Below are 12,453 nucleotides of genomic sequence, written 5' to 3'. Positions count from 1 at the left end.
GCACCCATGACCCAGATCGACGACAGCCTGACCCGCGCGGACGAACAGAACTTCACCCGCCCGATCCCCAAGTCCGCGGGCGCGCAGATGCGTTTCCTCGTCAAACAGCTCAAGTCCACGCGCGAGGCGGCGCGTCGGCTCGGCGTCTCCCAGCGCACGGTGGAGCGCTACGTCAAGGACCAGATCAGGCAGCCCAAGCCGGCGCTCGCCGCCCGTCTGGAGGCCGAGGTCCGCCGCCACTGGCAGCCCGTCGTCCGCAAGCGCGCCCGCGCGAGGGCCGCTCGTACCACCGGCCTGGTCATCGAGACCCGCGCCCGCTTCGGTTTCACCGCCGCCCCCGGCACCACGGACGACGGCCGCATGCGCCGCATCACGCAGCACCTGCCGCCGGAGTACGCGGGCCGTCTCTTCGACGCCCAGGAATCCGGCGCCACCGAGGCACAGCTGCGCGCCATCGCGGCGGAGGGACTCCAGGAGATCTACTTCAAGGACAACGGCGCCCGCGCCCAGAGCCTCCTGGTCGAGTTCACCGACATCGACTACGTCGACTTCGCCTTCTGATCTCGTACAAGCCCGCACTTGCTCATGCGTGCCCGCGAGCTTTGGGGCGGAGCTGGCGGGCGCACCGGTCGAGTTCTGTCCTCCGGGACGTCCCCTCGGCCGGGAACCTGTTCGCCGCTCACGCGCGGCTGGCCGCCGCGAGGTCATCCGCGGCCGCGTCGAATGCGTGCCTGAGGGACTCCACCGGGTCCGACACGCTGGCCGGCAGGGCCAGGGCCATGCGGCCGTACTCGGTTCCGGACGTGCGGATCATGTCCTCGGCCAGTTGCCGCTTGCCGCCGGGGAAAAGTGGTGGATCGCCTGGAGCGAGCGGCTGCGTGACTTCGACGGTCCGGTACTGGTCGTCTGGGCGGCCGAGGACCGGTTGATGCCGCGTGAGCACGGCCCCCGGCCGGCCGCGCTGTACCCGCGGGGCCGGCTGATCGAGATCGCCGGCTCGTCCACCCTCGTCCCCGAGGACCGGCCCGAACGGCTCGCCCGCGTACTCACCGACTTCCTGATCCAAACCGGAGCGGAGCCGGACCGACACGTCCGCTGAGCCCCGGGACGGCAGGGGCGGCAGGGGACGGCAAGGGACTGGAGAGACCGAAGGGACTGAAGGGACTGATTTTCGCCATTCCCTCAAGAAACGTTTCAGTCACTGCGCCCGGCGCGGCCGGGCACTCCCAGTCCCTGCACGAACGCGCAGGTCACAGCCGTCCGGTCCCCGCGGAAGGGACCGAAGGGACCGAGTCAGGCAACTGTGGGCGTGGACAGCCCCCGCTGTGAGCGCTCGGTCTTGCGGCCGACGTGCCGCGGCTCGATCGTGCGCGGGTCGACGGCCTCGCCCGGCGCACCCTCCCGGTAGAGCCCGTCCGGCTCGGCGTCCCGGTCGTGCGGCAGGAGGTAGAAGACGCGCCGCTTCTGCAGACCGCTGTCCGGGTCCGCTTCCGCGGTGTCCCCGAGCTCGGTGAAGCCGATCATGCGCCCGTCACGGTGGTAGCGCGGTTTGCCCCGGCGCCGGGGGGTCTTGTCCAGGGCCTGCCGGACGTAGTCGAGTTCCTCGGGGTCCTCCAGCCACACCACTTTGACCTCGTGGGCGAGATCGCTTGCTGTCAGTAGCGAGCTCATGGCCGGGATCCTTCCTCGTTCACGTCGGCCCTCGCGGGCCCCTGGTCGCGCCGCGCCGCGAGCGGCGCCGGTGCGGATATGCGGCAGGGACCCGAGGGGCCCCGCCGGCTGGTGGGTCTGTTCATCGTCCTTGTCCATCGTAGGCGTGCCCGTCCCGGGGCGGCAGCACGCGTCGGCCGGTCACGTCGAGCTTGCCCTGTTCGCGTCACGCGGAGTCTGCTCTTCGTCGGCCAACAGGGCCAGTCCTGGGTAGAACTTCTGCCCGTTCGACCGCAGCATCTCGTTGGGGGAGGCGACTCCCACCTCGGCGCGGATGCGCGTGGCGAACGCGCGGGTGGTGGCGGGTCGCAGGCCCTCGCCGTCGAGGCACCAGGCACTGTACGCGCGGTAGAGCGCTCCCTGCTCGACCTTGAGGTCGCGGGGGTCGGGCAGTTCCGCGCCGGTGGTGCAGCATTCGGCGAGAAACCGCCCGATGTGGTCCTCGGTGGTGGCGTAGGCCTGGGTGGCGGTGCGCACGACGCTCGGCCCGGTCAGGGGCGGCTTGCTCGCGAGGTAGGCCTTGGCGCCCTGGATCATCCAGTGGAGGATGCCGGGGCCCTCCTCCTGGACGAGGGTCTCCGCCAGGTTGTCGATCTTGCGGTGGTCGGGGACGACCTTCTCGAAGGGGATGAGCCGGATCCGGCGCCAGAACGCATGGCCGCCGGTGCCGACCTCGGGACGGTGGTTGCCCAGCAGCCACAGCTTGTGCGTGGGCTCGAAGCTGAAGAAGTCCTGTCGCATGCGGCGGGCCTTGAGGCGGTCGCCGCCGGTGAGCAGCTTGACGCGGGCCTCGTCGAACTTGTCGTGCGGCTTGAGCTCGCTGCAGACGAACAGGCGCCGGCCGTGGAGTTCGGTCAGCTCGGTGGAGTGCTCGTTGAACTTGCCGCGCTCCATCAGGAAGCCGGGCGGGGCCACGTCCGCGTAGTCGCCGAGGATCTTGATGACGACGTCGAGGAGGGCCGACTTGCCGTTGGCGCCGACGCCGTAGAGGAAGGGCAGGACCTGGCCGCCGACGTCGCCGGTGATGGAGTAGCCGAGCAGGAGATGAAGGAAGTGGATCATCTCCTTGCCCTTGTCGTCGTCCCCGAACGTCTGCTTGAGGAAGCAGTGGAACCGGGGTGTGGGCATGGCCTCGGGCGCCAGGTGGGTGGCGCGCGAGTGCAGGTCGCGGGTGGGGTCGGGCTTGTGGAGGTCGCCGGTCCGCAGGTCCACGACCCCGGCCGGGGTGCACAGGGCGTACTTGTCGCCGTCCAGCATGTCCGGGTCCAGGGCGAGTTCGGGGGAGGCCTTGGCCTGGGTCAGCATCGCCTTGACGCCCGAGGTGGACATGGTCCGCTTGCGGTGCTGGGCGAGCTCCCGGTCGGTGAAGACCCCGCGCGGGTCGTGGGCGGGCAGGTCCTCCGCCATGTCGCCGGCGGCCCAGATCGCGGCCTTCTCCCCGCCGGTGCGCTTCCACCGGTACTCGTCCCAGACGTACCAGCCCAGTCCCTCCACGTGCCGGAACCGGTCGTGGTGGAGGTGGGCGAAGAGTTTGGCGTTGCCGCGGTCGGTGAGGTTGTGCAGCAGACCGGTCTGGATGAAGTCGGAGGCCGAGGAGGCCGCGGGCACTCCCTTCTGCTGGGCGGGCAGCCGCCGACCCTTCGCGGTGGTGGCGGGCGTGGCCTCCGCGGTGAACGCGGCGAGCTGTTCCGCCGCGGCCTGGGCGTTGAACCCCGTGCTTCCGGCGCTGCTCATGGGCGTTCCTTGGGGTGGATCGGTCGGTCGCTTCCGGCGCGGAGCCCCGCTTCGACGATGAGGACGTTTCGGCGCGGCTGGTGGGGTCGGGCGTGGTCGGCGGCTTCCAGGAGCAGTCGCCGGGCCTCCGGTCCGGTGAGGTGGCCCGCGGCGGCGAGTCCGCCGGCGGTGAAGGCCGCCCGGTTGAGCTTCTCGCTGAAGGCCGTTCCGGAGGGACTGGCCCCGCAGGCGCGCACCTCGTCCAGGAGGCCCGTGAGGAGCCGCTGGCCGCCCTTGGGGGTGGTCTTGGCCCCCCGGGGTCGCGAGGGGGCCACGGGGGCGTCTGACGGCGCCACAGGGACCTCTACGGTGTGGCCGGTGCGGGCGAGTTCGGCGATGAGCCACAGCGGCAGGGCCGCAGGGACCCGGGCGCCGGGCAGCGGCTCGTAGACCCCGGCGGCGGTGCGCGTCGTCGGGGCCACGATGTATCCGCCGACGGCACGGACGTCCACCTGCCAGGCGAGCGCGACCTTCGGGCTGGACCCGCTGGAGCACCGCAAGCTCGGACCGCCCCGGGGGGCCCGGTACCAGATGTGCATCCCTCCGGATGGCGTGCGGACCCGCAAGGTCGACGTGTCCTCGCAGGGGTTGGGCCGGGACCGGTAGGCGGCCAGGAGGGCCAAGGTGTCGAATCCGCTCTGGAGTCCGGTCAGGTCGACACGGTCGTCGATGGGGATGCCCGGCAACAGCCGTTGCCGGTCGGGCAGCTGTTCCGCGTGCGCGTCGACGTCGATGACCACCAGCCCGGCGGGTCCGCAGGCGACGCCGATCCCGAAGCCCGGCTCGGTCTCCCACCACGCGCGCAGGGTACGGAGGTCCGTGGTCGCGGCGTGGAACCCGTGGCACCAGCGGCCCAGGGCGTGGCACGGGCAGTCCTGCGCGGGGTGTCCGCCGCTTCGGCAGTCCGGGCAGTTCGGCGCGGGCGTCTTGGCGCCGGGGGCCAGCGGGTGCACGGGGTAGCCCCGTCCCGCCAGCCAGCTCGCCACGTCCAGTGCCGTCCCGCCACTCACGCCCGGTGGCAGGTTCTCGGAGTGGACGGGCACTGGCTCTTCCTTGACGCGGTGTGAGGGGCGGCGGTTCCGGTTCCCGGACCGGTCCCTGACGTGCGTGTTCACCTGCACCTCAGGGACCAGAGGGACTGAAGATTCACTATCGCGGAGGTTACCGCAGAGTCTGCGGCGAGTCGGGATCAAATTCCGCAGTATCGATAGTTCAGTCCCTTCAGTCCCTCAGTCCCTGAAGTTCTCACCAGGTTCGTCCCTAAAAGTTCGGCCACGGAACCGGGTGTGCGCCCGGGCGTGTCGCGCCCCGGTCGGGAGTTGCGGACGTATGCCTTCCGGTCCCTCTCCGTCCCTCTCGCGCGGTGGACTCCGGACCCTCAGTCCCTTTCAGTCCCTCACCCCCGGGCGGAGCTCGCCCGGGCCGTTTTCTCGCTCCGCACCCCTGCCGGACGGTGCTCAGGTACTGAAGTGGACTGAAGGGCGTTCAGTCCCTCGTGGTTCAGTCCCTGAGGAAAACAGCAGGTCAGAGCGGTTCGATTGGACTGTCAGGGACTGAAGGGACTCAAAGTTGGTACTTCCAGCTCTCATGCGGGTGTGTGTATGCGCGTACGTAAGTAGATCTTGCTATGTGTCTGAGTGGCTCATAACTAGAAAGTTGAGTCCCTTTAGTCCCTGTCCACCGGGGTGCAGGCCCCTGACCAGCAGGTTTGTGCAGTGACTGAAGGGACAGGGACCGAAGGGGCTGAACCGGCGTTCAGTACCTGTCCAGGGGAGGGGGTACCGAGGGAGGGGAGGAGGCTTGGCGGTCCGCTCAGGGACTGGAGGGAGCCCGGGGCACCCGATCTCCGGCCGGCGCCCCGGCAGGGGCTCAGAGCCCGCCCCCGCAGCCTCCACAACCCGCGCAGCCGCCTCCCGCGCCACAGCCCCCGGGCCCGGCCCCGCCGTCGCTCCCGGACCAGCTGCCGCCCCCACCGCCCCCACCGCTTCCGCCGGAGCCCCCGTCCATCAGCCAGGCGAGCAGGACGGAGACGAGTACCGGAGCCACGACCATCGCCAGCACGGCCGCGCCGCTCAGGGCGTCCTGAGCCGGCTGGAGCTTGGGGGCCAGCACGATCAGGACCAGCGCACCCCACGACCCGAGACACAGGTGGACGCTCAGCAGCGCCCACAGCCCCTGCCTCGTCACGAGAACATCAACATCCCGGTCATATCCGGCAGGTTGCCCGTCGCCCCACTACGGAACACCCCGGTCCGCCCACAGGCGCGCGGCTCCCCCCGGCTCCCCGCCGCTCCGGGACGTCCGGGCGCCCCTACGGCGCCGCCGGGCGGGCGCCCGCCCGGCGGACGGCGCCGGAGTCTCAGCTGGCGTCGCCCGCCGCCGAACCGGTCGCGAGCTCCGTGCCCCAGCGCGCGATCGCGGCGGGCAGGTCGAGCGGGCCGGAGCGCAGGTCGGAGTCGGCGGCCGGCCAGTCCTCCCGGGGGACGCGCCACATCAGCTCGAACTCGTTGCCGTCCGGGTCCTTGGCGTAGAAGGACTTGGAAACCAGGTGGTCCGTCGCGCCGACCAGCGCGCCGCGCTCGGTCAGCTCGCGGCCCAGTTCCGCCAGCTCACCGAGTGTGCCGACCTCCCAGGCCAGGTGGTAGAGGCCGACCCGGCCCTGTTCGGGGCCGGGCGCGTCGGAGCCGATCGCGAACAGCCCGAGGTCGTGGTCGTTGAGGCTGCCCGGGGCACTCAGGAAGGCGGCCCGGCCGGGGATCAGGTGGTCCACCTGGAAGCCGAAGACCTCGGTGTAGAAGGCGACGGAGCGCTCGACCTCGCGGATCCAGAGCACGGCGTGGTTCAGACGGCGGACAGACATGCGGCGGGCTCCCGGTTGGCTGGGGCGGTGGCCGGCGCGACGCGGCCGGCACGTGGACGGCCACACCATACAGTTCAAATTCGAACTACTGCCATCCGCGCACGTCAGCGTGACGGCCGCCACCACCGGGGGCCGCTTCGGGGGCGCCGGACCGGGTAGGGGCCCGGTGCGGGGTGCGGCCTTGGCCCTCATGGCCGCGACGGGGGCCGCATCCCGCCCTGGGGGAGGGCCGGGCCGGGATCAGGGGTACCGGCGGGCCAGGAGCTCGGCGAGGAAACCGTCGGCGTCGAAGGTCTCGTCCCCGGGCGTGATGACGGCGTACGTCTCGTCGAGGAAGGCGGAGAGCGCCGACGCGGCGATGAGGAGCACCGCTCCCTCCCCGCCCTCACTGTCGTTCAGCTCGACGCGGACGCCGTCGTCCGCCCACTGCGGCCGGAAGGTGACGTCCCCTTCGCCCACGGGGCGGTGGAGGCCCTCGGCCAGCATCTGGCGGTCGAAGCACCAGGTCGTCAGCACCGTGTCCCGGGTGAGGAACTGGGCCCGCACCGCGTACGGGTCGGCGCTGTCGTAGGAGAACCGGCCGAAGAGGGGCACGCCACCCCCGGCGACCGGCTGGAGATGGACGGCGATCAGGGCGGACACACAGGACTGCAACACGGCCTCCGGGGGTGGACTTCTCATCCGCACCCCGTGTGCCCCCTCTCCGCCGCGCCACACGGCGCTCTTCGGAGGAACCGTCACCGGAGAAGCGTTCACTTCCAATTCATTGCAACGATCGAAGCCGAGGTTGTTGCATTACCGTCGATTCCATTGCAACAATTTCCCTGACTTGACCTGCATGTATGACAGTTGAGCGCAATGAATCGATTGCCGGATCCATGAACGCAACGTAGCTTTTCCATCATCGGAAACGGCGGGCCGACAGAGCGCCCGCCACTCACGAAGGAGAGCACGATGCACAAGTTCGCCACCCCCGCCCCCGTCGCCGCCGTCCTGGAGATCCCCGCGGGCCGGATCCGGCTGATCGCCGCCGACCGGGCCGACACCACGGTCGAGGTGCTGCCCGCGGACCCCTCGAAGGGCCGCGACGTGAAGGCCGCGGAGCTGGTCACGGTCGAGTACGCCGACGGCGTCCTGCGGATCGAGGCCGCCGCGCCGAAGAACCGGCTGCTGGGCATCCACTCCGGCGCGGTCGAGGTGACCGTCCAGCTGCCTTCCGGCTCCCGCGTCGAGGCGAAGGCGGCCGCCGCCGAGCTCCGGGGCGTCGGGCGGCTCGGTGACGTCGCCTTCGAGGGCGCGCAGGGCACCGTCAAGCTGGACGAGACCGCGAGCGCCCACCTCACCCTCCAGGCCGGCGACATCACCGTCGGCCGCCTCGGCGGCCCCGCGCAGATCAGCACCCAGCAGGGCGACCTGACCATCACCGAGGCCCTGCGCGGCGCGCTCGAACTGAGCACCCGGGCCGGTGACATCACGGTCGGCGCGGCCCGCGGCGTCCGCGCCTCCCTCGACGCCGGCACCTCCCACGGCCGGATCCACAACGCCCTCACCACCGCCGAAGGCGCCACCGCCACCCTCACCATCCAGGCCACCACCGACGCCGGCGACATCACCGCCCGCACCCTCTGAAGCCGCACGCCCCCCGCATCGACACCGAGGAAGGCCGGAAAACATGAGCACCACCGAGAACTACCAGGCCGCGGAGCGACTCCTGCGCCGTCCCGCCCGCCCCGGCGAGCTCGTCGTGGGCGACAGGGTCAGGCCGCAGTGGATCGAGGGCGGCGCCCGCTTCCAGTACGCGGTGAGCAACGGCGTCGGCAGCCGGTTCGTGCTGGTCGACCCGGCCGCGGGCACCCGCGAGCCGGCCTTCGACCACACCCTCCTCGCCGCCGCGCTGGCCGCCGCCTCCGGGCAGCGGGTCGACCCCGAGGCCCTGCCGTTCACGGCGGTCGAACAGGCCGGGAACGCCGTGGAGTTCGCCGCGTTCGGCGCGTACTGGCGCTGCCGCCTCGACGGCTACGTCTGCGAACCCGCCGAGTTCACGCCGCCCGGCAGCCCGCTGGAGGTGCCGTCCCCCGACAAGACGGTCGCGGTGTCCCGGCGGGGGCACGACCTGTGGGCGCGCTCGCTGTCCGACGGCCGCGAGTGGGCGCTGACCACCGACGGCGCGCCCGACCACCAGTACGGCCCCGGCCCGGACTCCACCGCCAACGCCACCCTGCTGCGCAAGATCGGCCTGCCGTACCTGCCGCCCGCGGTGGCCTGGTCGCCCGACTCGACGAAGGTGCTGGCCCACCGGACCGACGAGCGCCACGTCCGCCGGACCCACCTCGTGGAAGCCAGGCCCGCCGACGGCGGCGCGCCCCTCCCGCACACCCAGCGGTACGCCTACGCAGGGGACGAGCACCTGCCGCTGGCCGAGCTGGTCGTGCTGGACGTCGCCGCGGGCACGGTGGTCCGCGCGCGGGCCGAGCCGCTGCCGATGCCGCTGTTGTCGCCGATCACCGCCCAGTGGGCGTGGTGGGCCCCGGACGGCTCGGCGGTGTACTACCTCGCCCGCCCCCGCGACCAGCGCACCCTCACCCTGCACCGGCTCAACCCGGTCACCGGCGAGGTGAGCACCGTACTCAGCGAGAGCGGGGCCACCCGCGTGGAGCCCAACCAGTGGGCGTACGAGCCGCCGATCGTGCGGGTGCTGGCCGACGAGGTCCTGTGGTACTCGCAGCGGGACGGCTGGGGCCACCTCTACCGCTACGACCTGCGCACCGGCGCACTGCTCGGGCAGGTCACCTCCGGGCCGTGGGCGGTGCGGCAGATCCTGCGCGTCGACGAGGCCCGGCGGGTGGTGTACTTCACCGCCTCCGGGCTGGTCGAGGAGGACCCGTACCGCCGCACGGTGTGCCGGGTCGGCCTGGACGGCTCCGGCTTCGCCAAGGTCACGGACGACGCCCTGGACCACGTCGTGACCCTGCCGGGCGCCGGCCAGGAGTACTTCGTCGACTCCGCCTCCACCGTCGACACCCCGCCGGTGACCCGCGTCCGCGACTGGAGCGGCCGCGTCCTCGTCGAGCTGGAGCGCGCCGACACCGGCGGGCTGACCGCCACCGGCTGGACGCCGCCGGAACGGTTCCGCGTCAAGGCGGCCGACGGCGTGACGGACGTCTACGGGGTCCTGTACCGGCCGCGGGGCTTCGACCCCGCCCGGCGCTACCCGGTGGTGGACAACCTCTACCCCGGCCCGCAGGTGGCCCGGGTCTCGCCGTCCTTCGACCCCGGCGGGACGGGCCTCGACGCCGAACCCCTCGCCGCGCTGGGCTTCGTGGTGATAGCCCTGGACGGACGGGGCACCCCCGGCCGGAGCAAGTCCTTCCACGACGCCTCGTACGGCCACCTCGCCGACGCCGGCTGCCTCGCCGACCACGTCGCCGCGCTGCCGCAGCTGGCCCGGACCCGGCCCTGGATGGACCTGGACCGGGTGGGCGCCCTCGGGCACTCCGGAGGCGGCTTCGCCGCGGCCCGGGCGGTGCTGGACCACCCCCGGACGTACAAGGCCGCGGTCGCCCTCTCCGGCTCCCACGACGCCCGCCACTTCAACCCGGGCTTCGTGGAGGCCTACGACGGCGCGGACAGCCCCGACACCTGGGCCCGCACCTCGAACACCGACCTCGCCCACCAGCTGACGGGCCGACTGCTGCTCGTCCACGGCGCGATGGACGACCAGGTCCACCCGGACCACACGCTCCGGCTGGCCGACCGGCTCATCGCCGCCGACAAGGACTTCGAGCTGCTCATCGTGCCCGGGGCCGAGCACACGTTCATCGACTGCCTCGCCTACGTCCGCAAGCGCTGCTGGGACTTCCTGGTGCGCGAGCTGATGGGCACACAGCCCCCCGCCTACCGCCCGGCCCCCATCGCCATCGGCCCCGAACTGCTCGCCGAACTGTTCGCCTGACGAAGCCGCGGTGCCCCTGGGGCGCGGTGGAGCCCGTCATGATCACTAATCTGGGGAACCCGCTGACCCCCGGAAAGGTGCCTTCACGTGTCGCGATCATGGGTCAATTCGGCCGAACGCATCGGCGCCGACCTGCACCTGGTGCTGGCCGGGACGGGCTCGCGCCGGGCCGCCCTCGCCCAGGCCCTGCGCGGGGCCATCCAGGAGGGGCGGCTGGCCGCCGGGGTCCGGCTGCCGCCCTACCGGTCGCTCGCCGCCGACCTCGGCATCGCCCGGAACACGGCCGCCGACGCCTACGCGGAACTGGTCGCCGAGGGCTGGCTGACCGCCCGGCAGGGCTCGGGCACCCGCGTCGCCGAGCGCGCCGCACCCGCCAGGGCGGTGCGCGTGCCGGTCGAGACCCCCACGGGACCCGCCGCTCCCGCGCACAACCTGACGCAGGGCCGGCCGGACGCCTCGTCGTTCCCCAGGACCGCCTGGGCGACCTCGACCCGCCGGGCGCTCACCGCCGCGCCGCACGACGCCTTCGGGCCGGGCGATCCGCAGGGCCGCATCGAGCTGCGCACCGCGCTCGCGGACTACCTCGCCCGGGTGAGGGGCGTACGGACCTCACCGGAGCGCATCGTGATCTGCGCGGGCTTCTCCGACGCGCTGCGGCTGCTGTTCGGCGGCGGTGTGCTGCGCGGCCCGCTCGCCGTCGAGGCGTACGGCCTGGCCTTCCACCGCGCCCTGCTGAGCGCCGAAGGCGTACGGACGGTGCCGCTCGGCATGGACGGGCTCGGCACGAGAACGGAGGAACTGCGGGGGCGCCGCGACGTGCGCTCGGTGCTGCTCACCCCGGCCCACCAGTTCCCCGTGGGCGGGCCCCTCTCCGCGGCGCGGCGGGGCGCGGCGGTCGACTGGGCGCGTGCCCGGGGCGGCGTGGTGATCGAGGACGACTACGACGGGGAGTTCAGGTACGACCGCGAACCGATCGGCGCGGTCCAGGCGCTGGACCCCGACCACGTCCTGTACGTCGGGTCGGCCGCCAAGAGCGTGTCGCCCGCGCTGAGGCTGGGCTGGATGGCGCTGCCGGAGCGGCTGGTGGCTCCGGTCCTCGCGGCGAAGGGCCTGCGCGAGCGCTGGACGGGCGTGGTGGACCAGCTCACCTTCGCGGACCTGATCACCTCCGGCGCCTACGACCGGCACGTCCGGCAGATGCGCCAGCGCTACCGGGACCGCCGGGGCCGTCTGGTCGCCGCGCTCGCCGAGCACGCGCCGCACATCGAGGTCACCGGGATCGCGGCGGGGCTGCACGCGGTGCTGCGGCTGCCCCCGGGCACCGAGACCGCGGCCGTGAACGCCGCTTCCCTGCTCGGCCTCGGACTCGACGGGCTCGCCGGCTTCCGGCATCCCGACACCGCCGAGGCCCTGTTCGACGGGCTGGTCGTCGGCTACGCGGCCCCGCCGGACCACGCGTACGCCGCCGCTCTGGACGCGCTCTGCCAGATCCTGCCCCGCGTTCAGCGCCGGGCGAGTTCCCGCTGCCAGACCGGGCTCTCGAAGTAGTGGTTGTCGAACTGCTCGGAGCTGTCACGGATGTCCTGCACCGAGGCCTCGCCCTGGTACACCCGCTCCAGCAGCCGGTAGTAGTCGAAGCGGTCCATCCCCGGGGTGAAGACGACGAGCATCTCGGCCTCGCTGTCCGGGGCCGGCGCGAAGGCGTGCGGCACGGTCGGCGGCACGGTCAGGAAGTCGCCCTGGCCGAGCGTGAGGACCTGGTCGTCGAGCAGGATCCGCATGGACCCGCCCAGTACGTAGAACATCTCGGTCGCGCGGGTGTGGAAGTGTGCGGGAGCGCCGGGCGAACCCTTGTGCAGCGTCGCCCGGTTGGCGGTCAGCGCACCGCCGGTGGCGTTCGCGTCGGCGAGCAGCGTGATCAGGCTGGTCGCCCCGTCCTGCAGCGTCTCGGCCTCGGCGGCGCGGACGAGGACGGGCTTCGAGGCGCTGGTGAACGTCATGGGCACTCCTTGGATTCAGTGGTTCCGCCGACCGGTCCTCCCGGCGACACCACTGAATCTAGTCTCCGGAAAGACCCCCGGAAGGGTGCATTGAAGGCCCGAAAGCATGGGTCAATTGAGGGGCCGTCAGGGCCGTGACGATCTCGGGACATTCGCTG

At 72.3% G+C, this 12,453-nt stretch carries 12 protein-coding genes and 1 pseudogene; 5 read left to right on the top strand and 8 right to left on the bottom strand.

The annotated features are described in order from the left end of the window. Nucleotides 1-6: 6 nt before the first annotated feature. The gene (locus EES41_RS37695; RefSeq protein ID WP_123083055.1) at nt 7-561 is read left to right on the top strand and encodes a helix-turn-helix domain-containing protein; all 555 of its coding nucleotides are present in this window, start codon (nt 7-9) and stop codon (nt 559-561) included. A 118-nt stretch (nt 562-679) separates the two neighbouring features. Here EES41_RS37695 and EES41_RS43965 read toward each other — a convergent pair whose 3' ends face one another. Next, complete coding sequence (locus EES41_RS43965) at nt 680-814, bottom strand: hypothetical protein (RefSeq protein ID WP_302186195.1); 135 nt, start codon at nt 812-814, stop codon at nt 680-682. Between the two features lie 42 nt (nt 815-856). On the opposite strand from EES41_RS43965, the pseudogene EES41_RS37685 reads away from it, so the two are divergent. Continuing rightward, nucleotides 857-1,099 (top strand): annotated as a pseudogene (locus EES41_RS37685) (alpha/beta fold hydrolase); the annotation flags it as partial. A 194-nt stretch (nt 1,100-1,293) separates the two neighbouring features. Here EES41_RS37685 and EES41_RS37680 read toward each other — a convergent pair. The 6 genes from EES41_RS37680 to EES41_RS37655 form a co-directional block, all read right to left on the bottom strand. Beyond that, complete coding sequence (locus EES41_RS37680; protein ID WP_008740902.1) at nt 1,294-1,671, bottom strand: DUF6009 family protein; 378 nt, start codon at nt 1,669-1,671, stop codon at nt 1,294-1,296. Between the two features lie 180 nt (nt 1,672-1,851). After that, a complete protein-coding gene (locus EES41_RS37675; protein ID WP_123083054.1) occupies nt 1,852-3,444 on the bottom strand; it encodes a phage/plasmid primase, P4 family in 1,593 nt (530 codons plus the stop codon). Next, nucleotides 3,441-4,526 carry a bifunctional DNA primase/polymerase gene (locus EES41_RS37670; protein WP_254211862.1) on the bottom strand — a complete coding sequence of 362 codons (1,086 nt, stop codon included), beginning with the start codon at nt 4,524-4,526 and terminating at the stop codon, nt 3,441-3,443. Before EES41_RS37670 ends, EES41_RS37675 begins: the two co-directional genes overlap by 4 nt. Before the next feature lie 826 nt (nt 4,527-5,352). Further along, entirely contained in the window at nt 5,353-5,670 is a 318-nt protein-coding gene (locus tag EES41_RS37665) for a hypothetical protein (protein WP_123083053.1), read from the bottom strand. Nucleotides 5,671-5,842: 172 nt separating this feature from the next. After that, nucleotides 5,843-6,343 carry a VOC family protein gene (locus EES41_RS37660; RefSeq protein ID WP_008740898.1) on the bottom strand — a complete coding sequence of 167 codons (501 nt, stop codon included), beginning with the start codon at nt 6,341-6,343 and terminating at the stop codon, nt 5,843-5,845. Between the two features lie 240 nt (nt 6,344-6,583). Beyond that, nucleotides 6,584-7,024 carry an SsgA family sporulation/cell division regulator gene (locus tag EES41_RS37655; RefSeq protein ID WP_123083052.1) on the bottom strand — a complete coding sequence of 147 codons (441 nt, stop codon included), beginning with the start codon at nt 7,022-7,024 and terminating at the stop codon, nt 6,584-6,586. A gap of 273 nt (nt 7,025-7,297) precedes the next feature. Here EES41_RS37655 and EES41_RS37650 point away from each other — a divergent pair, with 273 nt between their 5' ends. The 3 genes from EES41_RS37650 to EES41_RS37640 all read left to right on the top strand — a co-directional run bounded on the left by EES41_RS37650 (nt 7,298) and on the right by EES41_RS37640 (nt 11,843). Continuing rightward, nucleotides 7,298-7,972, top strand: coding sequence for a DUF4097 family beta strand repeat-containing protein (locus EES41_RS37650; protein WP_123083051.1), 675 nt, complete (start codon nt 7,298-7,300; stop codon nt 7,970-7,972). A gap of 43 nt (nt 7,973-8,015) precedes the next feature. After that, on the top strand, nt 8,016-10,295 hold the full coding sequence (locus EES41_RS37645; RefSeq protein WP_123083050.1) for a DPP IV N-terminal domain-containing protein: 2,280 nt from the start codon (nt 8,016-8,018) through the stop codon (nt 10,293-10,295). Between the two features lie 87 nt (nt 10,296-10,382). Continuing rightward, nucleotides 10,383-11,843, top strand: coding sequence for a PLP-dependent aminotransferase family protein (locus EES41_RS37640; protein ID WP_123083049.1), 1,461 nt, complete (start codon nt 10,383-10,385; stop codon nt 11,841-11,843). Here the strand turns inward: EES41_RS37640 and EES41_RS37635 are convergent. Next, nucleotides 11,798-12,295, bottom strand: coding sequence for a cupin domain-containing protein (locus EES41_RS37635; protein ID WP_123083048.1), 498 nt, complete (start codon nt 12,293-12,295; stop codon nt 11,798-11,800). The two genes, EES41_RS37640 and EES41_RS37635, sit on opposite strands and share 46 nt — an antisense overlap. Nucleotides 12,296-12,453 lie beyond the last annotated feature (158 nt).

The organism is Streptomyces sp. ADI95-16, assembly GCF_003721495.1.
Lineage (GTDB): Bacteria > Actinomycetota > Actinomycetes > Streptomycetales > Streptomycetaceae > Streptomyces > Streptomyces goshikiensis.
The sequence above is the reverse complement of the archived record's forward strand: the minus strand, read 5'-3'. Positions and strand labels throughout refer to the sequence as shown.